The following is a 24996-nucleotide window of genomic DNA, read 5'->3' as shown; positions in this document are numbered from 1 at the left end:
CGGCCCGGGCGAGCGCTGCACCACGGTGGCGGCGGGCTCCCCTGCGCTCTCTCACACCGGAGGTATCGGCAGGCGGGCGCGGCGTTCGACCCGGATCCACCTGATTTCCCGTGGATGGACGGATCAGTCCGCGAGCTCGGCCAGGTGCGTCCTGAGCGCCCGCTCGACGCGGTCGGCGTGCACGTTCATGTTGCGCACCGAGGTCCCGAGGTCGGCCGACAGCTGCGTCTTCGTCCGGCCGCCCCAGGTGGTCAGGTACCACGTCGCCCAGCCCAGGACGTTGGGCTGCCCGGCCCGCTGGTCGGGCCGCGCGTCGGGGTCCGGCGCGCACGCCGCGGTCAGCGCGTGCGACAGCAGGGTCTGCTCGGCCTCGCCCATGATCTCGTCCGGCGCCTCGTGCGTGTCCGGCAGCATGATCTCGGTGCCGTCCGGGCCGACGCCGTCCAGGGACTGCAGGTTGCGCAGCCCGTTGAGGGTCGCCACCGTCTGCGAGTTGCGGCGCAGCGTCGCCACGCTCTGCCCCATGTACGCGGCCAGCTCCTTCTCGCTGGGCCGCCGCTGGTGCTCGGCCAGGAAGGCGGCGAGCGCCTTCTGCTGCTTGTTCTCGGTGTCGGCGGCGGTGCGGCCGTGGGCGTTGCGGCCCAGGTCGTGCACCCACTTCGACAGCTGGGTGGCGAGGAAGGCGCCGAAGGGCACGCCCTTGCCCTCGTCGAACTGGCCGACCGCCTTGAGGATCCACTCGCTCACCTGCTGGGTGAGGTCGTCGGGGTCGGGCACGTGCAGCCGCAGCGTGCTGGAGTTGCGCTGCAGCCGCTTGAGGCTGACCGGGAGGTAGTGCCGGCACAGCTCGTCGAGGAAGGCCGGCGGCAGGTCGCGCGGCGCGCGGCGGCGGACGTCGGTCTCCGCGCGCAGCCCCACGGTCGCCGTCCCCCGCCCGGCGCACCAGGCCTTGACCCACTCGGCGAGCACGGAGGCGGTGCCGCACGCGCCGTCGACGCGGTACAGCCCCTCGCCCTGGTCGTAGCTGACCGTTGCGCCGTCGGGCAGCTCGCGGCGGAACTCCTCGAGGGGCAGTTCGCGGTCGGTCCGGAAGTGCACCCGGTCGCGGGCCGTGATGGGCGCCAGCGCCCAGCCCTCGGCCTCGGGGATGCCGCCGAAGACCAGCGGCTCGCGCGGGCGGGCGGGGGCGGTGTCGGCGGCGGGGCTGGCAGGGAGGTGGTTCACCGGGACTCCTCGGCGCTGTGGGGAAGACGGCGGCCGCCCTGCAGGGGCCCGCCGCGAGCCTGGGAGCGGTGGGGGCAGGGGGTCCTTTTCCAGGCGCCGGAGGACGGCGCCCGGGAGTGCGCTAGGCCGGGATCGTCTCGACGGCGGGCTGACGGGGCGCGGGGACGGCGGCCTCGGCCGTCGGGCCGGCCGCGAGACGGGCCACGAGGTCGGCCGCGGCGGCGCGCTCGGCCTCGCCCGGCTCCACGGTGTAGACCGGCATGTGGTCGTACAGCGTGGTGAAGACCGAGCTGACGAACGCGTAGGCCGCCTGCGCCTGCGGCGAGAAGCGCGCGACGGCGGCCCGCGGGCCGAGCTCGACACCGACGGTCACGCGCACGACGCGGTCGTCCTTGCTCAGGCCGGTCAGCGTGAAGGACACCTCGGGGTGCGCGCCGGCCAGCTCGGCCAGCGCCGCGAGGCACCGGCGAGCGGACCCGCGACGCGGCCGCAGCTGCACGTGCACGACGACGGTGTCGGACTCCGTGCCGGAGCCGACGACCGCGGCGACCTGGTCGCCGGACTCAGTGATAACGCTGTGCTGCATCGTGATCGCCCCCTGTGACGTGCTTGGGGCAACTCTCGCGCATCCACGAGCCGGCGACCGGCACAACTCTCGCTGTGCCATACGCAATGTCAGGGCATCTCTTCGGCAGGTCTTGCCCGTGTCGATGGACCGCCCGACCTCCCTGATGCAGTGGTCAGCAGGAGTCCACAAAGGCGAGGGGCCGTACCCCGGCCAGTTCTGTCAGCCGGCGGAGCCCTCCGTGACCTGCCCGTGACCGGCCGGGGCAGCCGCGGCGGGCGAGGCGGTCGGCTCGGCGTCGCGACCGTCCTGGGCGACCGGCTCCGCCGTGTCGGCGGGAGCCGCCGCGTGGGCGAAGGCGGCCAGCGCGCCGAGGGTGTCGGCGGTGACCTGCGCCGCCAGCAGGTTGGCCTCGGCGATCTGCCGGTAGACCTCCTCGCGGTGGATGGTCACCTCCCGCGGGGCCTTGAAGCCGAGGCGGACGGTGCCGCCGCGGACCTCGACGACGTGGACCTCGATGTCGTCGCCGATGCGGATGGTCTCGCCGACGCTGCGGGTGAGTGTGAGCACGAGGAACCCCTCCATGGGTGTGTGGTGGCCGTCCGTGGCTGGGCGGTCCTGATCGGGCCGCCTGGGTGGTTATCGGCGCAGGGGACGCCGGATGGGATGCGATCCGTCGAGCAGCACGACCTGCGCGGAACGCCAGGTGGCCGGGTTGACCACCAGCGGGGCCCGCAGGTTGGCCGTGGCCGCGGCCGGGCCCTCGGCCGGCACCGTCACCAGGCAGTACAGCCGCGCCTGCGCCGGGTCGTCGAGCGCCAGGTCCGCGCACACGGCCGGGGGCAGGGCCGGGGCGTAGTCCGGGAAGTACCTGCCCGGGTCGACGGCGAGGAAGCGCGGGCCCTCCGGTGCCATCGACTGCAGCCAGAACAGCCGGCCGTCGCCGTCGGCGGTCACCAGCACGTAGTCGCGGTGGCCCGGGAAACCGGGCAGCGCCTCGGTCATCGACAGCAGGGGCAGGGTCGCGACGGCGGAGAGCGTCATCGCAGGAAGTCCACGAGCGTCGGCTGGATCACCTGGGCGGTGGCCTGCAGCGCCGCCTTGTACCCGACCTCGGTCTGGTTGAGCTCCATGATCGTCTTGGCCAGGTCGATGTCCTCGACGTCCACGAGCTGCGAGGCCAGGGTCAGCTGCAGGTCGGTGTTGACCTGGCCGGCGGCCTCCATCCGGGCCGAACGGGCACCGACGGAGGCGGCCGCCCCGAGCAGCCGCTCGAGCGCCACGTCGAGCTTCTCGAGGTCGGCCGCCAGCGCGTCCGGGGCGCTCTGGACGTCGGCGGCGATCTTCCCGACGAGGCCGAACAGGTCGGGCTCACCGGCGCTCGGCACACCGAAGGCCTCGTGCCCGGTGACGTCGATGCGGATCCGGTCGGCGTTGGACACCCGCCGGGTGATCCCCTCCCCCACGGGCGGCGCGCCGACGTAGGTGCCGTCGCCGGCGTATGCCGTCGAGCCCTGGGTCACACCACCGAAGAGGGCGCGGTCGTTGATGCTGGAGTTGGCCACGCCGAGGAGGCTCTCCCGCAGGGCACCGACCTCGACGGCGATCGCCTTCTGCGAGCTGGTCGACACCCCGCCCTCGTTCATGGCCTGCACGGTCAGCGCCCGGACCCGCTGCACCTGGCCGATGGCCTCGTTCAGCGCGGTGTCGGTCGCGTCGAGCCAGCTCTGCCCGTCGGAGATGTTCTTGGCGAACTGCTCGACGGCCCTCTGGTCCTGGCGGATCTGCAGCGCCTTGTTCGTCCCGGTCGGCGAGTCCGACGGGGCGCTGATCAGCTTCCCGGAGGTCAGCTGCTGCTGCAGCTTCGCCACCGACGAGAGGTTGTCGTTCAGGCCGAGGAGCGCGGTCTGGGTGACGGCTCGGTGGGTGATGCGCATCAGGTCACCGCCCCACGACGCCGGTGCGGTTGATCAGGGTGTCCAGTGCCTCGTCGATCGCGGTCACCATGCGGGCGGCCGCACTGTAGGCGTGCTGGAAGGACAGCATGTTGGTCATCTCCTCGTCGAGGTTGACGCCGGACACGGACTCGCGGGCGGCGTCCACCTGGGTGGAGATCACCTTCTGCACCGTCAGGTCCCGGCTGGCGACCGAGGCCTCGACGCCGAGGGTGACGACGAGCGCCCGGTAGGTGGCGTCCACGCCGCCGTCCTCCAGGCTCAGGTCGAAGAACGCGTCGGCGTTCCCGCCGTCCGCCGAGGGCTGCCCGAGGGCGCCGGGAGGGGTCGTGGCCGCGGCGATGAGCTCGGGCCGGGTGACGCGAAGGTTGATGGTGCCGGCGTTGACGTTGGTCAGGTCGACGACGGGGTTGCCCGAGCCGTCGTCCATCAGCGGCTCGGCCGCCCCCGACGCGCCGGAGACGTCGTAGCCCTGGGCCTGGACGGCGTTGACCTTGCCCACCAGGTCGCGGGCCAGGTCGTCGAGCGCCCGGCGGTAGTTCGGGAGGGTCGTCGTCAGCACGCTCAGCTGACCGCCGGCGGTGCCGCCGACCGCGAGCGTCGTGCCCCCCGGGGCCGTGACCAGCCGCGGGTCGTTCCCGGTGCCGACCGTGCCGGGGTCGTCGACCCCGGCCACGCGCAGGCCGAGGGCCGACGAGCCCGCGACCAGCGTCGTGCCCCCCACGAGGACGTCGACCGTGCCGTCGTCCGCGGCCACCGAGGTGGCACCGACCTTCTCGGCCAGCTGCATCACCAGCTGGTCGCGACGGTCGGAGAGCTCGTTCGTGGGCAGCCCCGACCGGGTGGCCTGGCGGATCTGGTTGTTGAGGTCGGCGATGGAGGACGCCGTCGTGTTCACCTCGGTGGCCAGCGCCACGACGTTGTCGCGGGTCTGCTGCCACTGCTCGTCGAGGGCGGCGCGGGTGGTCCGCATCCCTGAGGCCAGGACGTCCAGCGACTCGAGCACCTGGCTGCGGGCGGCCGGCTCGGTGGGGTCCGTGGAGTTGGCCAGCGCGCTGAAGCTCTTCCAGACGTCGTCGAGCATGCTGCGGATCCCGGTGTCGCCCGGCTCCCGAAACGCCGCCTCGACCTGGGTCAGCGCCTCGGTGGCGACGGTCAGCTGCGCGGCGCGCGCCGTCTCGACCTGGCCGCGCCGTTCCAGGAACACGTCGCGGATGCGGTTGACCTGACTGGCGTCCACGCCGTTGCCGACCGGGCTGCTCACCGAGTGGATCGCCGGGACGGCGGTGCCGCCCATGGCGCGCAGCTCGACGCGCTGCCGCGAGTAGCCGTCGGTGTTGACGTTGGCGATGTTCTGTCCGGTGACGTCCAGGCCGCGCTGCGAGGCCCACAGCGCCGTCCGGGCCGTGTTCAGCCCGCCGAAGGTGGAGCTCACAGTGCACCGTCCAGGGTGACCGCGCGGTGCGCGCGCTCGTCGCTGCGGCCGGTCGAGCCGTAGGTGCCGGCCGACGGCGCCCGGACCGACAGCAGGGCGTCGCCGATGGCGGACAGCCCGCCCTCGATCAGCTCGCGGTTGCTGTCGGCCAGCCCGCGCAGTTCCGTCACGAGCACCAACAGCGTCTCGTGGTGCTTGGCGTACAGGTCGTTCCACGGGGCCGGCGCCACATCGGCGAGCTTGCGCAGCGAGGGGTTGACGCCCACGCCCAGCCGCTCGGCCATCACCTCGGTGGCAGCCGCCCGCTCGACCTCGAGGGTGCGCAGCTGGTCGAGCACGACCTCGATCTCGTGCGCGATCCGCGACAGCCAGCGGGTCTTGCCCGTGACGATCAGGTACTGCTTCTCCTCCGCCTTGAACAGCAGCAGGTCCAGCAGCTCCTGCTCGCGCCACAGCAACGTCGACAGGTGCTGGTAGTCCACGCCCCCACCGTCCTTCCGCATCTCCCCGCGGCAGGCGTCGGTGCTGCCGGCGGGTTCTCAGGAGCACCTTCGGCATCCCCCGGGGCGCCTTGAGCCGAGCGATCGAGTCCGGACGGGTCCGTGCCGACCAGGGGGTGCCGACCGGGCCCGGGCCTGCCGAGAAGGGGTGTGTGAGCCCATCGCGTGCCCAGGCGACCGTGCGGTCCCGTGCCTCTGCCTCGCGCCACCCCGTCGCCCCGGTCGCCGGCGTCCCCGCCCGGCCGGTGGCGACGCGGGACACCACCCCGAGCGCCGTCCCCCCGAGGGACGTCGACTCCCTGGTGACCGAGCACCTCCCGCTGGCCGCCTTCGCGGTCAACGCGGTCGCCTCACGCATCTCGCTGCCCGCGCACGTCAGCCGCGAGGACCTGCTGTCCTGCGCGCGGGTGGCGCTGGTCGAGGTGGCGCGGCGGTTCGACCCGTCCGCGGGCGCCTCGTTCGCGACCTACGCGCTGGCCCGGCTGCAGGGCGCTGTCCTGGACGAGCTGCGCTCCGGCGACTGGGCCAGCCGCTCGGTGCGGGCCGCCGCCCGGCGCACCGACGCGGCGGCCGACGCGCTGGCCATCCAGCTGGGCCGCCCGCCGACGCGCGAGGAGCTCGCCGCCAGTCTCGGCATGGCCACCAGCGAGCTGGACTCGCTGCAGGTCGACGTCCACCGCGCCGTCATGGTGAGCATCGACGCGGAGACCGGCCCGGACGGCACCTCCCTGGACCTCCCCGACACCGGGGAGTCGCCGGAGCGGGCCCTGCTGCGCAGCGAGCGGTCCCGGTACCTGCACGAGGCGATCCGTCAGCTGCCCGACCGGCTCGACGAGGTCGTGGAGCGCAACTTCTTCGGTGGCGAGTCGCTCACTGACATCGCCGCCGACCTGGGCGTCACGCTCTCCCGCGTCTCGCAGATGCGCGCCCGCGCGCTGACTCTGCTGCACGCGGCGATGAGCGAGGTGTGGGAGGGCAGGGCCGTGCCGGCGGACGGCGGGGTGCGCGCCCGCAACCAGCAGCGCTCCTACGTCGACCGGGTCGCCGGCCGCAACGCACCGCCGGCCGCGGCCCCTCCGCTGCCCACCTCCCGTCCCGCGGCCGTCCCGCCGCGCCGAAACCCGTGGGTGACGGCGACCGGCTGGAGCGCCTGAGCCCGGTCCCACCGGAACGCCGGAGCGCCCCGGGTCCTCGTCGAGGACCCGGGGCGCTCTGCGTCCGGGGGGGTGGCCCCGGGCGGGGCCCTGCGTCACGCCCCGATGCGGTCGGCGCGGGAGCGCTTCTCCCGCGCGGTGCGCCAGGCGGTGGCCCACAGCTCTGCGGTGTGCTCGGTCAGGTGGGACGCCAGCACCCGCTCGCGGTTGGCCGCGGCCTGCTCCCGGCGCCAGTCGGCGTCCTCGATCGCCCTGGTGAGCCCCGCGGCCCAGTCGCGAGGGCGCTTGGCGCGGTAACCCAGACCCAGTCGCTCGTACTCGGCACTCGGCGCCCGGACGGCGAAGACGCCGCGCGCCGAGTACTCCAGGACCTTGAGCCAGCTCTTGCAGTTGTTGAAGGTGTCGATCCGCAGCGGTGCGACACCGATGTCGAAGCGCTCGCCGACCGCGGCGGCGTAGTCGTCGACGTCCTCGACCCACGGGATCTCGACCGGGTCCTCGGACAGCCGCAGCATCTCGCGCGCGTTCCCGGCCTGCCCCATGATCGCGAACCGGCTCCGGCCGCGGGTCCGGTCCAGCGCCTGCTGCAGCCCGGATCCCATCTCCTGCAGGTCGTAGGGGTGCGTCCCCACGGTCCCGGTCCAGCCCATCGTCAGGACCTCGGGCCCGCGCTCATAGGCCGGTGGCAGCTCCGCCAGCCTGCGGGGGATCGCATTGGGCACCACCATGGCGTGCCCGCGGTGCCCGTACTCCTTGAGCAGGTTGGGGGTGGACACCGTCACGAAGTCGGCCTCCCTGGCGCAGGCCTCGGCGATGCGCCCCACGCCCCTGCGGATGAGGAGTTCGTGCGCTTGGTGGCCCGGTGGCAGGGCGGACAGGTGGTCGTCCATCTCGACGACGACGGCGACGCCCTGGGCCTGCAGCAGCCGCAGGCAGTCGAGCATCTCCCGGGTCTTGGGCAGCTGGAGGACGACGACGTCGGCGCCCTGGGCGTCGACCTCGCGGACGACGAGCGGACCCGCGGGGTCGTCCGGGTCGGGTCCCATGACCGTCCTGAGACCCCGCTGGACGGTCACCTCGATACCGAGGTCGGCCTCGGCGACCGCCCGCGCCGGCTCGGCCATGCGGTGGAAGAGCGACCCGGTGAACATCGTGTGGGACAAGAGCACGTTCATGGCAGCAGACGTCCTCACGGCGCTCGGGCGTCGAGCGCCAGCTACATCGCCGGGGCCACAGGCGCCGGACGGGGATCTGGTCGAGCGAGGACGTCGCAGGAGGCGACTCCTCAGCCGGGCCACCCTGACCGCGGCGCCAGGCCGACCAGCGGTGACACGCCGCGCCGCCACCCCCGGACGCCACACCCGTCCATCCCGCCCCGCGGACCGCAGAGCGGTGCGCGAAAAAATCCCGGTTCGCCTCAAGATCCTCCGCCGCCGCGCCGAAACCACTCGTGCAAGGCCGCAGCACGGATGCAGCGGTTTCCCGGATACGACCCGATTCCAAGGAGGAACACCATGGGTCTGCGCGTCAACAACAACATCGCCGCGTTCAACGCCTACCGCAACCTGAACGTGACGGACAACGCGATGGGCAAGTCGCTGGAGAAGCTCTCCAGCGGTCTGCGCATCAACCGGGCCGCCGACGACGCCGCCGGCCTGGCCATCTCGGAGGGCCTGCGCTCGCAGATCGGTGGCCTCAAGGTCGCCGTCCGCAACGCGCAGGACGGCATCTCCGTCGTCCAGACCGCTGAGGGTGCGCTCACCGAGACGCACTCCATCCTGCAGCGCATGCGTGACCTCGCGGTGCAGGCGTCCAACGACGGTGCCCTCACGGACACCGACAAGGCCAAGGCCAACGAGGAGTTCAAGGCGCTGAAGTCCGAGCTGGACGACATCGCCAAGCTCACCACCTTCAACGGCACCAAGCTGCTCGACGGGTCCTACGGCTCGGCCGCGGGCGGCAAGCTCTTCCAGGTGGGGTCGAACGCCGGCGAGACCCTGTCGCTGAGCGTCTCGAGCATGGCCACGTCGGCACTGTCCATCAACTCGAGCACCATCGACACGTACGCCAACGCCTCGGCGGCGATCTCCTCCGTCAACGCGGCCATTGGCGTCGTCTCGGAGCAGCGCGCCAAGCTCGGTGCGGTGCAGAACCGGCTCGAGCACAAGATCAACAACCTGAACGCCACCGTCGAGAACCTCACCGCGTCGGAGAGCCGCATCCGCGACACCGACATGGCCGAGGAGATGGTGTCCTTCACCCGGTCGCAGATCCTGTCGCAGGCCGGTACGGCGATGTTGGCCCAGGCCAACCAGAGCTCGCAGGGCGTCCTGCAGCTCCTCCGGTGACCTCGGTCCCCGAGCGCCTGGACGTCTAGCACCACCCGGTGAGGGGGGAGGCTCAGCCTCCCCCCTCACTGGCGTACCCACCCCTGACCCCGCCTGGAGGAACCCATGGTCAGCCTGAGCGTCGACGGCCTGATCTCCGGCCTGGACACGACGTCCCTCGTCTCCCAGCTCGTCGCGGCTGAGGCCCTGCCGCAGACCCGGCTCAAGACCCAGATGACCGCGGCGCAGGACGCGGCCGATGCCTACCGCGAGGTCAACACCAAGGTCGACGCCGTGCGCACCGCCGCCGCGGCCCTCAGCACCCAGGGCCTCGCTGCGGCCCGGACCGCGACCAGCAGCACCACGTCGGTGACCGCAAGCGCCACGACGACCGCCGTTCCCGGCAGCCGGCTGAGCTTCACGGTCACGTCCCTGGCCTCGACCGCCAGCTACCTCAGCGGCGCCGGCTGGGCCTCCACGAACACCGACGTCCGCAAGCCGACCGGCGCCGACGCCGCCACCCCCGCGCCCTCGCCGTGGCCGCTGACGATCAGCCGACCGGACGGCACCGAGACGGACCTGACCCCGCCCGCCGGCGCGACACTGGCGCAGACGGTCGCGTACATCAACGGCCTGCCGGACGCCGGCGTCCGTGCCACCGCGGTGAACACCGGCAACGGGTACCGCCTCCAGCTGACCAGCACCACCTCCGGCGCGGACGGCGACTTCGAGGTGGCGACCACGGCGGGGGCTGCCTTCACCCAGACCTCGCTGGCCACGAACGCGGCGCTGGACCTGGGAGGCGTCCAGGTCGTGTCGTCCACCAACACCTTCACTGACCTGATGACCGGCGTGTCGGTCACCGTCGCCGAGAAGGGGGCCGCTGTCGTCGAGGTGGGCGAGGACCCGAAGTCCGTCGCGGCCAAGGTCAAGACGCTGGTCGACGCGGTCAACACCGCGCTGGCCACCATCAAGCAGCACGGCAACTCCGACAAGGGCAGCACCGCCGCCCTCAAAGGCGACTTCACGCTACGCACCCTCACCAGCCAGCTGTTGCAGACCATGTCCGACGCCGTGAGCGGGGCGGGCTCCCCCGGAGCCGTCGGCATCCAGCTGACCCGCGACGGCACGGTGAAGTTCACCGAGGCGACGTTCCTCGCCAAGCTCGCCTCGGACCCCGACACCGTGCAACGGATGTTCGCCGGCGCGCCGGCCGTCGACGCCCAGCCGGCCACCGCCACCACCCCGGCCGTCGACGCCCAAGCGGCCGTCGACGGGATCAGCCAGCGCCTGGAGGCGCTGACCACGCAGACGACGAACTCGACCACCGGCACGCTGACCCTGCTCGCGCAGGGCCGGGACACCCTGGTCAACGACTTCAAGACGCGGATCGCCGACTGGGACCTGCGCCTGGCCACCCGCAGGGAGACGCTGACCCGCCAGTTCACCGCCATGGAGACGGCGCTGAGCTCGCTGAAGAACCAGTCCAGCTGGCTGGCCGGCCAGCTCGGTGGGCTGTCCGGCTGAAGACGAGGCCCGCCCGGCCGATCCTCCTAGTACTCCCCCGCTTCCCCCAGGAGACGCACCTGATGAGCACCGCCTCCCTCCGTTCCCGCTACCTCGGCGACTCGGTCGCGACGGCGTCCCCCCAGCGGATCCTCGTGATGCTCTACGACCGGCTCGTGCTCGACCTGGAGCGCGCCGAGATGGCTCTCGACACCGGGGACCGCACCGAGGCCGCCGCGCAGATCCAGCACGCGCAGGACATCGTCTTCGAGCTCCGCGAGAGCCTGCGGGTCGACGCCTGGGAGGGCGGACCGCGGCTGGCCGCGCTCTACAGCTGGATGATCACCGAGCTGGTGCAGGCCGGCGTCAAGCGCGACCGCAACCGGGTCGCCGCCTGCCGGCAGATCGCCGAGCCGCTCCGCGACGCGTGGCGGCAGGCCGCCGCCACCCTCGCCACCTCCAGCGCATGACCCCCGGTCGCCCCGCGGCGGCCGGCGGCGGGGACGCGTCCCGCGACTGGGCGACCGTCCTCGACGAGCTCGAGGGCGAGGTGCTGGCCGCCGAGTCCACCCTCAGGGCCGACCGCGAGGACGAGATCGCCGCCTGGGGACGCCGGGCCGCGGACTGGGTCCCGCCCTCGTCGTCCCTGGGCCCGGTGCCCGAGGACCTCCGCGAGCGCGCGGCGCGGCTGCTGCAGCACCAGCTGGCCGTCGCCGAGGAGCTGGTCGAGCGGATCATCCAGTCCCGGCGGCAGCGCGACGTCGCCGCCCGGATGTCCTACGGCCCGCCCCGCCCGGTCGCCTCCTACATCGACCGGGCCCTCTGACCCCCGGCCCCGTCCCGAGGCTCACCCCGAGCGTGCGAGGGGTGAGGAGGACGGGGTCCTCTTCCCACGCCCCCCGTGGCGCCGGCACCCGGCGCTCCGGGGGGCGTCGTCGTTGCTGGGACGGGACGGCGCTGTCGTGACCCGTCCGCCCCGTGACGCACCGCGAGTCACAGTCGGCACGTCCACCCCACCGGCGTACTCGCACCCCTCCCGTGGGACCCCGTCGGTCAGGGGCCCGCCGGGCCGTGCCGATGACTGCAGAGCACGGAAAGCGCACCTCTCGCCACGGATCGGCGAACCACTCACTCGCTCGCGAGTGTCTCCTGCGTACCCGGAGGCCGATCGTGTCCTGCTGCCCTGCCCGAGGAACCGCCCGGTGATCGGCGACGTCACCTCGTCGGCCCTGCACTCCGCCCTGTCCGGGCTCGCCCAGCGGCAGCGGGTCACCGCCGACAACATCGCGAACCTGCAGACCCCTGGCTTCCTGGCCGGCCGCGTCGACTTCGAGAGCGGCCTGCGCGGCGCTCTCGCGAGCGGTCAGACGCCGACCGCCACGACCGGCACGGTCCGCCGCTCCCTGGAGCCGACCCGGATGGACGGGAACAACGTGAACCTCGACGCCGAGACCGTCATCGCCACCGAGACGGGGCTGCGCTACCAGCTGGCGCTCAACGCCCTCGGCGGCAAGTACGACGTGCTGCGCACCGCCCTGCGGACCGCGTGATGAGCACCTTCGACTCGTTGGGCATCTCCGGGTCCGGGCTGCTCGTCCACCGCAAGTGGCTGGACGCCGTCTCGGACAACATCGCCAACATCAACAACGTCACCTCGACCGACCAGGACGCGTTCCAGGAGCGGCTGATCGTGGCGCAGGCCGTCGACTACGGCTCCGGCGAGGGCGGCGTCCGCGTGGCCCGGGCCGAGTACGGCAGCGCGGAGGGCCGGATGGTCCACGAGCCGGACCACCCGCTCGCCGACGCCAACGGCTACGTGAGGTACCCGGACATCGACCTGGGCGACCAGATGACCCAGCTGATCATGGCGCAGCGCGGCTACCAGGCGAACCTCGCCGTCGTCGAGCGGGCCACCACCGCCTACCAGGCCGCACTCCAGCTCGGGAAGGGCTGACCATGACGTCCCCCATCGGCGGCATCTCGTTCCCCACGGCGATCACCGGCCTGTCCGGGGTCACCGGGGCGGTGGCCACGCCGGACGTTCCGCAGACCACCGCGGCCGGCGGCGACGGCTTCGCCTCGGCCCTGGTGTCCTCGCTGGAGGAGTTGCAGGCCAAGCAGTCGACCTCCGACGGCCTCGCCGTCCAGGCCGCCACCGGCGACCTGCGTGACGTGCACGACTACATGATCGCGGCCAACGAGTCCAAGCTCGCCACCGACATGGTCGTGACCATCAAGAACAAGGCCGTCGAGGCCTTCAACGAGATCATGAGGATGCCGGTCTGATGCCTGCTGCCCTCGCCGGGCCGCTGGAGCGGATCCGCTCCGCGCTCTCCACGATCAGCCTCGGCCAGAAGGTCGTCATCGGCCTGCTCGGTCTCGGGCTGGTCCTCGGCGGGTTCTTCTTCTACCGGTGGATCACGGCCCCCACCTACGCCCCGCTGTTCTCGAACCTGGCCTCGACCGACGCGTCGGCGATCGTCGACGAGCTCAACGCGGCCGGCGTCTCCTACGAGCTGGCCGACGGCGGCGGGACGATCATGGTCCCGAACGAGCAGGTCTACGACCTGCGGCTGTCGATGAGCGGCAAGGGCCTGCCCGCGGGCAACGACACCGGGTACGCGCTGCTCGACGAGCAGGGCATCACCACCAGCGAGTTCCAGCAGCAGGTCACCTACCAGCGGGCCCTGCAGGACGAGCTGTCGGCGACCCTGGAGTCGCTGGAGGGCGTGCGCACCGCCGTCGTCCACGTCGCCCTGCCCGAGGAGGAGGTGTTCGCCTCCGACGAGGCCGAGCCCACCGCCTCGGTGCTGCTCGACCTGGCGCCGGGCACCACGCTGGACAGCGGCCAGGTGCAGGCGGTGACCAACCTGGTCTCCTCGAGCATCGAGGGCATGGACCCCGACCAGGTCACCGTCGCCGACGCCACCGGCACGGTGCTCTCGGCGCCCGGCCAGGGCGTGACCACCGCGGCCGGCGACGCCCGCTCGCAGCTGGAGCAGGACTACGAGGACCGGCTGGCCGCCAACGCGCAGGCCGTCCTCGACCCCATCCTCGGCCCCGGCCGCGCCAAGGTGTCGGTCCGGGCCGACGTGGACCTCGACCAGCGCAGCACCACCTCGGAGACGCACACCTACGAGCAGGGCACCCCGCCCATCTCGGAGAGCACGACGACCGAGGAGTACACCGGCAACGGCGCCGCCGTCGGCGGCATCCTCGGGCCCGAGAACCAGGCCGACGCCGGAGCCGGCACCGGGAACTCCACGTACAACAAGGAGTCGACGACCGCGAACAACGCCGTCGGCACGACCGTCGAGACCGTCGAGGGCGCGCCCGGGCGGATCAACCGGCTCACCGTCTCCGTCGTCATGGACGACGCCGTCGCAGGCAACCTCAACCAGGCGCAGATCCAGCAGCTCGTCGGCAACGCCGTCGGCCTCGACGTCGCGCGCGGCGACGACATCACCGTCGCCGCCATGCAGTTCGACACGACCGCCGCCGACGCCGCGGCAGCCGAGCTCGAGGCCGCCCAGGAGGCCGAGAAGCAGGCCCAGATGTGGTCGCTGATCCGCACCGGCGGCATCGCCCTCGGCATCGCCCTGCTCGTCCTCGTCGTCTGGCTGCGCTCGCGGCGCAAGCAGGACGACGACGAGGAGGAGGACTACGAGGCGCTGGAGCTCGCCGACGACGTGATGGCCGAGCTCGACCGGATCCGCATCGAGAGCACGCGGGCCGTGCCGGTCGTCGACGACGCCACCCGGGAGCTGGAGGCCGCCGAGCGGGCCCGGGTCCGCGGCGAGATCTCCACGATGGTCAGCGAGAAGCCGGACGAGGTGGCCGCCATGCTGCGCGGCTGGCTGAGCGAGAGCGGTGTGAAGTCGTGACCCTGGCGTCCGTCGAGCAGATGGTCGGCATGGCCCCCGCGGCCGCGCAGACCGCCGTCCTCCCCGCGGTGCGGGAGCGCAAGGAACTGCCGGGCCTGCGCAAGGCCGCGGTCTTCATCGCCCAGCTGTCCAAGGAGGAGGCCGGCGCGCTGCTGGCCAAGATGCGCCCGCGCGAGGTCGAGATGCTGACCCGCGAGCTGATGAAGCTCGGCTCGGTCGAGCCGGACGACGTCGACGGCGTCCTCGAGGAGTTCCACCACCTCATGACCGCCCAGCGGTTCGTGGGGCGCGGCGGCGTCGAGTTCGCCCGCGAGATCCTCGCGGCCGGCCTCGGCGAGGACAAGGCCGACGGCATCCTGTCCCGGCTCAACGTCGTCTACACCGAGGTGCCCTTCGCCTCGCTGCGCAACGCCGACGTCCGTCAGCTGGTCACCTTCCTCAAGGACGAGCACCCGCAGGTCATCGCGCTGGTGCTCGCCCACCTGACCGCCGCGCAGTCGGCCGAGGTCCTCTCCGGGTTCGCGCCGGAGCAGCAGGCCGCCGTCGCGCACCGGATCGCGACCATGGACCGCACCTCCCCGGAGATGGTCCGCCTGGTGGAGGAGGAGCTCGGCCGCCGGATGGGGTCGCTGCTCGCCCACCAGGACATGAGCACCGTCGGCGGCGTCGAGACCCTCGTCGAGATCATCAACCGCTCGCCGCGGCCGACCGAGCGCTCGATCCTCGAGTGGCTCGACAGCACCGACCCGGAGCTGGCCGAGCAGGTCCGCGCGCAGATGTTCGTCTTCGAGGACATCGTCACCATCGACGACCGCTCGCTGCAGCTGGTGCTGCGCGAGGTGGAGGCCAACGACCTGGCCACCGCGCTCAAGGGCGTGCGCCCCGACGTCCGCGACAAGGTCGTCCGGAACCTCTCCGAGCGTGCCGCGGAGAACCTCGCCGAGGAGATCGAGCTGCTCGGCCCGGTCCGCACCCGCACGGTCGAGGAGGCGCAGGCCAAGGTCGTCGGTGTCATCCGCACCCTCGAGGAGCAGGGCGTGCTGACCATCTCGCGCGGCGGTGACGATGAGTTCGTCGCCTGAGTCCGCGCTCCTGCGCGGGGAGTCCGCCGAGCGGGCCGCGCCCTGGGTCCGGCCGGGACAGACCACCGACGAGCGGCGTACCACCGACCGGCGCACCGGGGACCGGCGGGGCTCGGTGCGCCGCGCCGCGGACGTGCCGGTCACCCCCGACCGGACGTCGTTCCGGCTCGGCGACGTCTACGCCGAGGAGCTGGCCCGGCTGCGCGAGCACGCCCGCCAGGAGGGGTACGCCGCCGGCCACGCCGAGGGCTGCGCGGCCGCGGAGACCGTGGTCGTCGAGGCCGAGCGGGCCGCCGAGGCGCGGCTGGCCGAGGTCCAGGCCCGCTGGGAGCGGCGGATGGTCTCGGTCACCGCGGCGCTCGGCGCGGCGGTCACCCAGCTCGAGCAGGCCGCCGTGCCGGTCGCCGAGGACGTGCGCGACTCGGTGATCACCATCGTGCTGACCCTGGTCGAGGACGTGCTGTGCCGCGAGCTCGCGCTCGCCGACTCCCCCGTGGTGGACGCCGTCCGCCGGGCGCTGACGCTGTGCCCGGCCGACGCGCCCACCGTCGTCCGGCTGCACCCCGACGACCTCGCCGAGCTGCCCGCCGAGGCGCTGGCCGAGCTGCCGGACACGGTGCGGGTGGTCGGCGACCTCTCCGTCGAGCGGGCGGGCGCCGTCGCCGAGACCGGTCCCACCCGCGTCGACGCCCAGCTGGGCGCCGCGCTGGAGCGGGTGCGGGCGGTGCTGGCGCCGTGACACTGGGCCTGCTCGACCGCGCCCGTGCGGCGGCCCGCCCGCAGGTGACCGGCTCGGTCGTCGGCGCGATGGGCCTGACCCTCTCCGTCGAGGGCGTCGTCGCCGCCGTCGGTGACCTGGTGGAGATCAACCCGTCGCCGCGCGGCGGCCTGCTGGCCGAGGTGGTCGCCGTCTCCCGGGAGCGGCTGACCTGCATGCCGCTCGGTGAGCTCTCCGGCGTGCACGCCGGCGCGCGGGTGCGCGCCACGGGCATGCCGCTGCAGGTGCCGGTCGGTGAGGCGCTGCTGGGCCGGGTGCTCGACGGCCTCGGCCGGCCGGTGGACGGCGGCCCGCCGCTGGACCGGTCCCTGGAGTGGGTCGACCTGGCCAGCGAGACCCCGCACGCGCTGGCGCGCACCCGCGTCGAGGAGCCGCTGACCTCCGGCGTCCGGGTGCTGGACACGATGGTGCCCCTGGGCAAGGGCCAGCGGCTGGGCATCTTCGCCGGCTCCGGCGTGGGCAAGTCGACCCTGCTGGCCCAGATCACCCGCGGCACCGACGCCGACGTCCGGGTCATCGGCCTGATCGGGGAGCGTGGCCGCGAGGTGCGCGAGTTCCTCGAGGAGAACCTCGGCGCCGACGGCATGGCGCGCACCGTCGTCGTCGTCGCGACCTCCGACGAGCCGCCGCTGGTGCGGCTGAAGGCGGCGTTCGTCGCCACCCGCATCGCCGAGGGCTTCCGCGACCAGGGCCGCGACGTGCTGCTGATGATGGACTCGATCACCCGCACCGCGATGGCCCAGCGCGAGGTCGGCCTGTCAGCGGGCGAGCCCCCGGCGACCCGCGGCTACCCGCCGAGCGTCTTCGCGATGATGCCCAAGCTGCTGGAGAAGGCCGGGACGGCGTCGGTCGGCTCGATCACCGGCCTCTACACCGTGCTCGTGGACGGCGACGACCACAACGAGCCGATCGCCGACACCGCCCGCTCCATCCTCGACGGGCACGTCGTCCTCACCCGCAAGCTCGCGACCGCCGGCCACTTCCCGGCGATCGACGTGCTCGAGTCGATCTCCCGCGTGGCCACCGCCGTCGTCCCGCCGGCGCAGATGGCCGACGCGCGCGAGGTGCGCCGCCTCATGGGCGCGCTGCGCGACGTCAAGGAGCTCATCGAGATCGGCGCCTACCAGGCCGGGTCCGACCCGCTGGTCGACCGCGCCCGCCAGCTGGCGCCGGCCATCGAGGCGTTCCTGCAGCAGCCCACCGGTGAGCTCACGCCGGCCGGCGACTCGTGGGCCTGGCTGAACCGCATCGTCCGCTCGTGAAGCGGGCCGCCTTCCGGCTGCAGCCGGTCCTCGAGCTGCGCCGCACCGAGGAGCGGGCGGCCGCCCTGGCCGCGGCCGAGGCCGCGCGTGCCGCCGCCGACGCCGACCGCCGCGCCACCGAGGCCGAGGCCGCGGTGGCCGCGGTGCTGCCCACGGGCCCGGTCTCCCCCGGCGCCTTCGCCGCCGCCATGGTGCTCGGCCGGCTGGCCGCCGAGGACGCCGCCGCGGCGCGGGCCCTCGCCACCGCGTCCGCCGAGCAGGCCGAGCTGGTCCGCGCGGCCTGGACGTCGGCCGCCCAGCGCACCAAGGGCCTCGAACGACTGCGAGAACGACACCTCCAGGCGGTGCGACTGGCCGAGCAGGCTGCCGAGGAGAGGACCGTGGACGACCTCGTCACCGGCCGCTCCGGCCGCCGCACCCGCACCGACGGGGAGGCGGCGTGGACGGACTGACCGCGGTGCAGTCCCGGATCAGCGAGATCCAGGCCCGCTTCCTCGTCGCGCCCCGCCCGGCGGCCTCCGCCGACTGGACCGCGGCCGCCACCGCCGCCGGGCTCACCGGCACCGGCGCGACCTCCGCGGTGACGGCCACCGCCGGCGCCGGCAGCGCCTCGTCGGGCAGTGCCCTCGAGGACAGGGTCGTCACCGAGGCGCGCAGGTACCTCGGCGTCCCCTACCTGTGGGGTGGCACCGACCCGGCCAAGGGCCTGGACTGCTCCGGCTTCACCAAGCTCGTGTACGGCAACCTCGGCATCGACCTGCCGCGCACGTCCTCGCAGCAGGCCACCGCCGGCACCGCGGTCGCCTCGCTGGCCGACGCCCGCCCCGGCGACCTGGTGTTCTTCGACCACTCCCCCGGGAGGCCCGGGATCGACCACGTCGGCATCTACGTCGGCGACGGCAAGATGATCGCCGCCCCGCAGGCCGGCGAGGTCGTCAAGGTCCAGGACGTCGGCAACCCGGCGGTCATCCGGCGGGTGCTGCCCGCGGAGTCGGCGTCCGCGGTGTCCGGGACGGCGGGCGGCGCGTCGCTGTCCGGCGTGCCGTACGCCGACCTGTTCACCCGGGCCGGCAGCCGGCACGGCGTCGACCCGGCGCTGCTCGCCGCGGTGGCGCAGCAGGAGTCCGGCTTCGACGCCTCGGCGGTCTCCCCCGCCGGTGCGCAGGGCCTCATGCAGTTCATGCCCGCGACCGCCCGGGGTCTCGGCGTCGACCCGTTCGACCCGGCCTCGGCCGTCGACGGCGCGGCCCGCTACCTCGCCGACCTGACGCGGCAGTTCGGCTCCACCGAGCTGGGCCTGGCCGCCTACAACGCCGGGCCCGGCACCGTCCGCCGCCACGGCGGCATCCCGCCCTACTCCGAGACCCAGGACTACGTGCGCAGCGTGATGAGCAAGGCAGAGGCCCTCCGATGACGACACCCCTGGTGATGGCCGCACCGGCGCCCGCGTCGGCCGCTCCGTCCTCCCCCACCCACCCCACGGCCGCGACCGACGCCCCCGGCCGGGCCGAGCGCTTCGCGACCGCCCTCGACGACGCGGTGTCGCGCGGGCAGGACGGCCCCCGCGGCCGCGAGCGCGCCGCGGAGGCCGAGGACACCGCCGCCGAACCGGTCGCCGAGACCCCGGTCGCCGGGACCCCGGTCGCCGAGATCCCGGACGGCGAGGTGCCCGCCACCGAGCCGCCCGTGGCCGGCGCCGGCATGCCGCCGAGCCTGTGGGCGCTGCTCACCGGCATCGGACCGGGCGCCTCCGGACCGGCGGACGCCGCCGACCACGCGACCGCCGGCTCCGCGGCCGTCCCGGTGACCGACGCCGTCGCGGTCGGCACCGTGGTCCCGCCGCCCGTCGTCCCCGGCGGCGTCCCGGACGGCGTCCCCGCGGCGGCACCGCCCGCCGACGTCCCCGCGCCCACCCCGGCCGGCCTCCCGGCGGGTGCGGTCCCCGTCCCGGACGCGCCGGCAGCCGACGCCGTCCTGCCCGCCACCCCCGGGCCGACCCCGGCGACCGCCACGGCCGACCCGCTCCCCGGGGTCACCGTCGTGCTCGCCGCTGCGGACGTGCCCGGGACCCCGACGGCGCCGGAGCTCGTGGCCCCGGACAGCGTCGTCCCGCTCCCCCAGCCGGCCGCCGCCCCGGCTGCGGCCGAGGGCGCGGGCACCGACCCCGGCGCGACCCCCGACCAGGACGCCCCGGCGCCCGCCCCGGCCGCCACCGCCGCGCCGACCGCCGCGGTGCCCGCTCCCGCCGTCCCGGCGGCGACCCCGGTCGCGACCGCCGAGCCGGCCGCCCCCGCGGCGCCGCCGGTCGCCGGTCAGGTCGCGCAGCACGTCGCCGTCCTGCGCTCCGCCCCGGACGGCACGCACACCATGACCCTGGTGCTCACCCCCGAGACCCTCGGGCCGGTCGAGGTCCAGGTGACCCTGAGCCAGGGCTCGGTCGACCTCGCGCTCAAGAGCGCGACCGAGGCCGGCCGCGCCGCGCTGCTCGACGCCCTGCCCGACCTGCGCCGCGACCTGGCCGGCGCCGGTCTGACCTGCACCAACGCCTCGGTCGACCGGGACGCCGGGGCGTCGTGGGCCTCGGCCCAGCAGCACGCCGCCGGTGACCGGGCCGGCCAGCAGGGGCAGCCCGACGGCCGCGGCCGGCCGTGGCTGCGCGGCGCCGAGGCAGACCCGGGCCGTCCCGCCCCCGGGACCACCGCCATCCCGTCGTCCGGCCTGGACGTCCGGGTCTGAGAGGAGCGACCGACCGATGACCAGTCCCCTCGGTGGGGTGGGCGGCGCCGCCGGCACACCCGCCACCAGCACGGTGACCCGCACCGACCAGATGGGCAAGGACGTGTTCCTGCAGCTGCTGGTCGCCCAGATGCGCTACCAGGACCCGAACAGCCCGGCGAGCACCACCGAGTTCATGTCCCAGACCGCGACGTTCACCCAGGTGGAGAAGCTCGAGGAGATCGCCGCGCAGAACGCCTCGCTGGTGGCGCTGCAGCGCTCGCTGTCCGCCGGCGCCCTCGTCGGCCACACGGTGAGCTACACCGGCGAGGACGGCGCCACGGTCACCGGCACCGTCGGCTCGGTGAAGATCACCGGCGACGAGCCCAGCGCGGTCGTCGACGGCGTCGACGTCCCGCTCGGCCGGCTCACCGAGGTCTCGCTGCCCGGTACGCGCTGAGTAAGGACCCCCTTGCCCCCCACCGTTCGCACGCTCACGGCGGGGCCCTGCAAGGGGGCCACCCCTGATCACCCTGTTGAGAGGAGCACCCCGTGCTGCGTTCCATGAACTCCGCGATCGCCGGTCTGCGCGCCCACCAGACCAAGCTCGACGTCACCGGCAACAACATCGCCAACGTCAACACCGTCGGCTACAAGAGCAGCACGACGGTCTTCGAGGACACGCTGTCCCAGGTCATCCGCAACGGCTCGGCGCCGACGGCGCAGGCCGGTGGCACCAACCCGGCCCAGGTCGGCCTCGGCGTGAAGGTCGCCGGCATCACCACGAACTTCGAGCAGGGCTCGGCCCAGAACACCGGCCGCTCGACCGACTTCATGATCAGCGGCGACGGCTTCTTCATCACCCAGGCCGGCAACGAGCAGCTCTACACCCGCGCCGGCTCGTTCAGCTACGACGGCGCAGGCAACCTGGTCACCCCCGACGGCGCCCTGCTGCAGGGCTGGATGGCGACCGACGGCGTGGTCGACACCAACGGCCCGATCCGGCAGCTGACCGTCCCGTTCGGCGACGTCATGCAGCCCACCGAGACCGACACCGGCGCGGTGGTGGGCAACCTGTCCAGCGGGACGGCCACCGGCACCGGCGTGCAGACCCAGATGACCATGTACGACGCCCTGGGGACGGCGCACCAGATCAGCCTGTCGTTCACCAAGACCGGCGACAACGCCTGGAACGTCGTCGCCCGGGACGAGAACGACAACGTCCTCGCCAGCACCGCCGGCCCGCTGGCGTTCGACCCGGTCGCGGGCACCCTGCCGCCCGCCTCGCGGACCTTCCAGATCACCCCGCACGCCTCCATGGCCGGCAGCTGGCCCGGCCAGATCACCATCGACCTGGCCGACCTGCGCCAGTTCGGCGGACCGTCCGGGCTGACGCCGGCGCGGGTGGACGGCAACGCGATGGGCAGCCTGCAGTCGATCTCGCTCAGCGGCGACGGCACGATCATGGGCGTCTACTCCAACAACCTGCGCGAGCCGATCGGCAAGCTGGCCCTGGCCACCTTCGCCAACCCGGCCGGCCTGGCGAAGGCCGGCAACAGCTCCTTCCGGGTCGGCGACAACTCCGGGCAGCCGGCCATCGGCGAGCCCGCCGGTGGCGGCCGCGGTTCCCTCATCGCCGGCGCGCTGGAGATGTCCAACGTCGACCTGGCCGAGGAGTTCACCGGGCTGATCGTCGCCCAGCGCGGCTTCCAGGCGAACAGCCGCGTCATCACCAGCTCCGACGAGGTGCTGCAAGACCTGGTGAACCTGAAGCGGTAAGGACCTCTCTGCCCCCGCGCTTCGCGAGCTCAGCGCGGGGGCAGAGAGGCCGTTCCAGCACGTCCCGGTGGCCCGGTCCCTCCTCCGCGAGGGGCCGGGCCGCCGTCGTCCGTGCGTCCCGGGATCCCCGCAGGTCACCCGCCTCACCCACGGGGGTGAGGCGCCCCGTTCGGCTCAAGGCGCGCCCGCGCCACGCCGAAGACAACTGCAGACCGGCAGCCTGCCCGAGCGGTCGCCGCCTCCCCCTCCCCGATCGAGCAAGAGGACCTCCCGTGATCCGTGTGACGCGCCTGAACGGAGAGCGGTTCGCGCTCAACCCCGACCTCGTCGAGCGGGTCGAGGGCCACCCCGACACCGTCCTGTTCCTGGTCGACGGCACCAAGTACGTCGTCTCGGAGAGCGTGGAGGAGGTCCTCGTGGAGATCCGCGAGTACCGCGCCAGCATCCTGGCCACCGCCTACGAGATGGACCGCGGCACCTACTGCTCGCCGTCCCGCGCGGAGGAGGTCGAGGCGCGCGCCGCCGTCGTCCCCTTCCCGGCCCGCGAGGAGCGCTGACCCGTGGACCCCGCCACCCTGATCGGGTTCGTCGTCTCGCTGGTCGCCCTCCTGGTGTTCATGGTCATGGAGGGCTCCGACCCGTCGTCGCTGCTGTTCCTCCCGGCCATCGTGCTGGTCATCGTCGCCACCTTCGGCGCGGCGATGTCCGGCCAGACGATGGACGACCTCAAGAAGCTGCCCGGCTGGTTCAAGCTGGCCGTGATGCCGGCCAAGGTGCCACCGGCCACCGACCAGATCCAGACCCTGGTCAGCCTCGCCGAGAGGGCCCGCAAGGAGGGCCTGCTCGCCCTCGAGGCGCAGGTCAAGGCCATCGAGGACCCGTTCCTCAAGCGCGGCCTGCAGATGGGCATCGACGGCACCGACCCGGAGGAGCTGCGCGCCGTCCTCGAGAGCGAGATCTCCGCCAAGAAGGCCGAGGACAAGGTCGCCGCCAAGTTCATGAACACGATGGGCGGCTACGCCCCGACCATCGGCATCGTCGGCTGCATCGTCGGCCTGATGAACGTGATGGCCAACCTCAACGACCCGTCGTCCCTGGGCCCCATGATCGCCTCCGCGTTCGTCGCCACTCTCTGGGGTGTCATGGCCGCCAACTTCTGGTTCCTGCCGATGGGCGCCAAGATCCTGCGGGTCAGCGAGCTGCAGGCCGCGCAGATGGAGCTGCTGGTCGAGGGCATCACCGAGATCCAGGCCGGCACCAGCCCGCGCGCCGTCCGGCTCAAGCTCAACTCCCTCATCCCGCCCAGTGAGCTGGCCAAGGAGGCCGCGTGAGTTCCGGCGGGCACGGCGGCCGCCGCCGCGGCAAGAAGCACGAGGAGGAGGAGCACGAGAACCACGAGCGGTGGATGGTGTCCTACGCGGACATGATGACGCTGCTCTTCGTGCTGTTCGTGGTGCTCTTCGCGATGAGCCAGGTGGACAAGGAGAAGTTCGCCGCCCTCGCCCAGGGCCTGTCCGCGAGCCTCGGCGGCCCCATCACCGCGCAGCCCGGGGCGACGCCGGAGGGCTCGGTGCTCGACGGCCTGCCGGGCGCGATCGACATCGCCTCGGCGATCGCCCCTGACCAGACGGTCGAGCAGGCGGAGGTCGACGCCGCCGCGGCACAGGCCGCGCTCGCCGAGGCCCAGCAGGTCGCGGCCGAGGCGCAGGCCGAGTACCAGGACCTGTCCGAGGTGCGGGAGCGGATCGAGGCCGCGCTGGCCGCCGCCGGCCACGCCGGTGCGGCCCGCTTCGAGATCGACGAGCGGGGGCTGGTCGTGCACATCGTGGCCGACCAGGTGCTGTTCGACGCCGAGGAGGCGGTGCTGCGACCCGAGGGCCGGCAGCTGCTCGACGCGATCGCCCCCACCCTGCGCGACCTGCCCAACTCCCTCGGCGTCGAGGGCCACGCCAACCACCTGCCGGTCACCCCGGGCGGGCCGTGGCCGTCGAACTGGGAGCTGTCGGCCTACCGCGCCACCACCGTCGTCCGGTACCTGACGACCGACGGAGTCCCGGGCGCCCGGATGGTCGCCAACGGCTACTCCGACACCCGGCCCCTCGTCCCGCCGACGGACCCCAACTCCGTCTCCGTGAACCGCCGCGTCGACGTGGTGGTCCTGTCCGACGCCTCGGCCGAGGCCAAGGAACTGCTCCCCGGCCTCGACACCGGGACCACTGACGCCGGGACGACCGACGCCGGCACCCCCCAGGAGGACACCCATGGCTGACAAGAAGAGCAAGAAGGACGAGACGCCCGAGGACGGCGAGGCCACGGGCGGCGGCAGGAAGAAGCTGCTGGTCATCGGCCTGGTCGCGGTGCTCGCGGTCGCCGGTGCGGCGTACTTCTTCCTGTTCGCCGGCAGCGGCGAGGCCGAGGCCGCCGCGGAGCCCGTGCACGGCGGGTACACCGCGCTGGAGCCGGTCGCCGTGAACCTCGCCGGCGGCGGCTACCTCAAGATCGGCATCACCCTGGAGTACACCGCGGAAGCCGCCGCCGGCGGGCACGGCGGCGGCGGGGTCGACGGGTCCAAGGCGCTCGACCTGCTGATCTCGACCTACTCCCAGGCCCAGCCGGCCGACGTCGTGGGCGCCCGCGACGCGCTCAAGGAGGCCCTGGAGCAGAAGATCATCGAGGCCTACACCGAGGACGGCGTCCCGATGGTCATGCACGTCTACCTCACCGAGTACGTCACCCAGTGACCACCGGGGGCGCCCGCTCGGGGAGCCCCTCCCGCACCACCTGTCACACCCGTCCGCCCTGACCGGCAGCGCCCCGCGCCGCCGGTCAG

At 73.5% G+C, this 24996-nt stretch carries 29 protein-coding genes; 21 read left to right on the top strand and 8 right to left on the bottom strand.

What is annotated here, in order from left to right; all coding sequences use genetic code 11:
- Positions 1-123: 123 nt before the first annotated feature.
- The 7 genes from ACI79G_RS16400 to ACI79G_RS16370 all read right to left on the bottom strand — a co-directional run bounded on the left by ACI79G_RS16400 (position 124) and on the right by ACI79G_RS16370 (position 5661).
- Positions 124-1224 (bottom strand): flagellar biosynthesis protein FliA, encoded by a 1101-nt coding sequence (locus ACI79G_RS16400; protein WP_456882181.1) that lies wholly within the window; start codon positions 1222-1224, stop codon positions 124-126.
- Between the two features lie 121 nt (positions 1225-1345).
- Positions 1346-1810 (bottom strand): hypothetical protein, encoded by a 465-nt coding sequence (locus tag ACI79G_RS16395; RefSeq protein WP_456882180.1) that lies wholly within the window; start codon positions 1808-1810, stop codon positions 1346-1348.
- Positions 1811-2011: 201 nt separating this feature from the next.
- Positions 2012-2374 (bottom strand): carbon storage regulator CsrA, encoded by a 363-nt coding sequence (gene csrA, locus ACI79G_RS16390; protein WP_456882179.1) that lies wholly within the window; start codon positions 2372-2374, stop codon positions 2012-2014.
- Positions 2375-2428: 54 nt separating this feature from the next.
- Positions 2429-2833, bottom strand: coding sequence for a flagellar assembly protein FliW (fliW, locus tag ACI79G_RS16385; RefSeq protein ID WP_456882178.1), 405 nt, complete (start codon positions 2831-2833; stop codon positions 2429-2431).
- On the bottom strand, positions 2830-3726 hold the full coding sequence (gene flgL / locus ACI79G_RS16380; RefSeq protein ID WP_456882177.1) for a flagellar hook-associated protein FlgL: 897 nt from the start codon (positions 3724-3726) through the stop codon (positions 2830-2832). Before flgL ends, fliW begins: the two co-directional genes overlap by 4 nt.
- Before the next feature lie 4 nt (positions 3727-3730).
- Positions 3731-5179: a flagellar hook-associated protein FlgK gene (gene flgK / locus ACI79G_RS16375; protein ID WP_456882176.1), complete on the bottom strand. Its 1449-nt coding sequence runs from the start codon at positions 5177-5179 to the stop codon at positions 3731-3733.
- Positions 5176-5661 carry a flagellar protein FlgN gene (locus tag ACI79G_RS16370; RefSeq protein WP_456882175.1) on the bottom strand — a complete coding sequence of 162 codons (486 nt, stop codon included), beginning with the start codon at positions 5659-5661 and terminating at the stop codon, positions 5176-5178. The genes flgK and ACI79G_RS16370 overlap by 4 nt, the downstream gene beginning before the upstream one ends.
- 320 nt (positions 5662-5981) lie before the next feature.
- Between ACI79G_RS16370 and ACI79G_RS16365 the strand changes: the two genes are divergently transcribed.
- Positions 5982-6833 (top strand): sigma-70 family RNA polymerase sigma factor, encoded by an 852-nt coding sequence (locus ACI79G_RS16365; RefSeq protein ID WP_456882174.1) that lies wholly within the window; start codon positions 5982-5984, stop codon positions 6831-6833.
- A gap of 95 nt (positions 6834-6928) precedes the next feature.
- On the opposite strand, the gene ACI79G_RS16360 is transcribed toward ACI79G_RS16365, so the two are convergent.
- Positions 6929-8008, bottom strand: coding sequence for a glycosyltransferase family protein (locus ACI79G_RS16360; protein ID WP_456882173.1), 1080 nt, complete (start codon positions 8006-8008; stop codon positions 6929-6931).
- Positions 8009-8347: 339 nt separating this feature from the next.
- On the opposite strand from ACI79G_RS16360, the gene ACI79G_RS16355 reads away from it, so the two are divergent.
- The 20 genes from ACI79G_RS16355 to ACI79G_RS16260 all read left to right on the top strand — a co-directional run bounded on the left by ACI79G_RS16355 (position 8348) and on the right by ACI79G_RS16260 (position 24907).
- Positions 8348-9181: a flagellin N-terminal helical domain-containing protein gene (locus tag ACI79G_RS16355; protein ID WP_456882172.1), complete on the top strand. Its 834-nt coding sequence runs from the start codon at positions 8348-8350 to the stop codon at positions 9179-9181.
- A gap of 105 nt (positions 9182-9286) precedes the next feature.
- Complete coding sequence (gene fliD, locus ACI79G_RS16350; RefSeq protein ID WP_456882171.1) at positions 9287-10687, top strand: flagellar filament capping protein FliD; 1401 nt, start codon at positions 9287-9289, stop codon at positions 10685-10687.
- A 62-nt stretch (positions 10688-10749) separates the two neighbouring features.
- Positions 10750-11136, top strand: a complete 387-nt coding sequence (fliS, locus tag ACI79G_RS16345) for a flagellar export chaperone FliS (RefSeq protein WP_456882170.1) — start codon at positions 10750-10752, stop codon at positions 11134-11136.
- Positions 11133-11492, top strand: coding sequence for a hypothetical protein (locus ACI79G_RS16340; protein ID WP_456882169.1), 360 nt, complete (start codon positions 11133-11135; stop codon positions 11490-11492). The genes fliS and ACI79G_RS16340 overlap by 4 nt, the downstream gene beginning before the upstream one ends.
- 376 nt (positions 11493-11868) lie before the next feature.
- Positions 11869-12216 (top strand): flagellar basal body rod protein FlgB, encoded by a 348-nt coding sequence (locus ACI79G_RS16335; protein WP_456882168.1) that lies wholly within the window; start codon positions 11869-11871, stop codon positions 12214-12216.
- Positions 12216-12620 (top strand): flagellar basal body rod protein FlgC, encoded by a 405-nt coding sequence (locus ACI79G_RS16330; RefSeq protein ID WP_012947182.1) that lies wholly within the window; start codon positions 12216-12218, stop codon positions 12618-12620. The genes ACI79G_RS16335 and ACI79G_RS16330 overlap by 1 nt, the downstream gene beginning before the upstream one ends.
- A 2-nt stretch (positions 12621-12622) precedes the next feature.
- Complete coding sequence (gene fliE, locus ACI79G_RS16325) at positions 12623-12952, top strand: flagellar hook-basal body complex protein FliE (protein WP_456882167.1); 330 nt, start codon at positions 12623-12625, stop codon at positions 12950-12952.
- A complete protein-coding gene (fliF, locus tag ACI79G_RS16320; RefSeq protein WP_456882166.1) occupies positions 12952-14550 on the top strand; it encodes a flagellar basal-body MS-ring/collar protein FliF in 1599 nt (532 codons plus the stop codon). Before fliE ends, fliF begins: the two co-directional genes overlap by 1 nt.
- On the top strand, positions 14547-15632 hold the full coding sequence (gene fliG / locus ACI79G_RS16315) for a flagellar motor switch protein FliG (protein WP_456882165.1): 1086 nt from the start codon (positions 14547-14549) through the stop codon (positions 15630-15632). Before fliF ends, fliG begins: the two co-directional genes overlap by 4 nt.
- Positions 15616-16371 carry a FliH/SctL family protein gene (locus tag ACI79G_RS16310; RefSeq protein ID WP_456882164.1) on the top strand — a complete coding sequence of 252 codons (756 nt, stop codon included), beginning with the start codon at positions 15616-15618 and terminating at the stop codon, positions 16369-16371. The genes fliG and ACI79G_RS16310 overlap by 17 nt, the downstream gene beginning before the upstream one ends.
- Positions 16368-17672, top strand: a complete 1305-nt coding sequence (locus tag ACI79G_RS16305) for a FliI/YscN family ATPase (protein WP_456882163.1) — start codon at positions 16368-16370, stop codon at positions 17670-17672. Before ACI79G_RS16310 ends, ACI79G_RS16305 begins: the two co-directional genes overlap by 4 nt.
- Positions 17669-18124, top strand: a complete 456-nt coding sequence (locus tag ACI79G_RS16300) for a flagellar export protein FliJ (RefSeq protein ID WP_456882162.1) — start codon at positions 17669-17671, stop codon at positions 18122-18124. The genes ACI79G_RS16305 and ACI79G_RS16300 overlap by 4 nt, the downstream gene beginning before the upstream one ends.
- Positions 18112-19086 (top strand): transglycosylase SLT domain-containing protein, encoded by a 975-nt coding sequence (locus ACI79G_RS16295; protein ID WP_456882161.1) that lies wholly within the window; start codon positions 18112-18114, stop codon positions 19084-19086. Before ACI79G_RS16300 ends, ACI79G_RS16295 begins: the two co-directional genes overlap by 13 nt.
- Positions 19083-20408, top strand: coding sequence for a flagellar hook-length control protein FliK (locus tag ACI79G_RS16290; protein WP_456882160.1), 1326 nt, complete (start codon positions 19083-19085; stop codon positions 20406-20408). Before ACI79G_RS16295 ends, ACI79G_RS16290 begins: the two co-directional genes overlap by 4 nt.
- 16 nt (positions 20409-20424) lie before the next feature.
- The gene (locus ACI79G_RS16285) at positions 20425-20847 is read left to right on the top strand and encodes a flagellar hook capping FlgD N-terminal domain-containing protein (protein ID WP_456882159.1); all 423 of its coding nucleotides are present in this window, start codon (positions 20425-20427) and stop codon (positions 20845-20847) included.
- Positions 20848-20939: 92 nt separating this feature from the next.
- A complete protein-coding gene (locus ACI79G_RS16280) occupies positions 20940-22166 on the top strand; it encodes a flagellar hook protein FlgE (RefSeq protein ID WP_456882158.1) in 1227 nt (408 codons plus the stop codon).
- Positions 22167-22438: 272 nt separating this feature from the next.
- A complete protein-coding gene (locus ACI79G_RS16275) occupies positions 22439-22723 on the top strand; it encodes a flagellar FlbD family protein (RefSeq protein WP_456882157.1) in 285 nt (94 codons plus the stop codon).
- Positions 22724-22726: 3 nt separating this feature from the next.
- Entirely contained in the window at positions 22727-23497 is a 771-nt protein-coding gene (locus tag ACI79G_RS16270; RefSeq protein WP_091223351.1) for a flagellar motor protein, read from the top strand.
- Entirely contained in the window at positions 23494-24435 is a 942-nt protein-coding gene (locus ACI79G_RS16265; RefSeq protein ID WP_456882156.1) for a flagellar motor protein MotB, read from the top strand. Before ACI79G_RS16270 ends, ACI79G_RS16265 begins: the two co-directional genes overlap by 4 nt.
- Complete coding sequence (locus ACI79G_RS16260; protein ID WP_456882155.1) at positions 24428-24907, top strand: flagellar basal body-associated FliL family protein; 480 nt, start codon at positions 24428-24430, stop codon at positions 24905-24907. The genes ACI79G_RS16265 and ACI79G_RS16260 overlap by 8 nt, the downstream gene beginning before the upstream one ends.
- Positions 24908-24996: the final 89 nt, after the last annotated feature.

This window comes from Geodermatophilus sp. SYSU D00779, from assembly GCF_054050595.1.
This window is presented reverse-complemented; position numbering and strand designations above follow the sequence as displayed.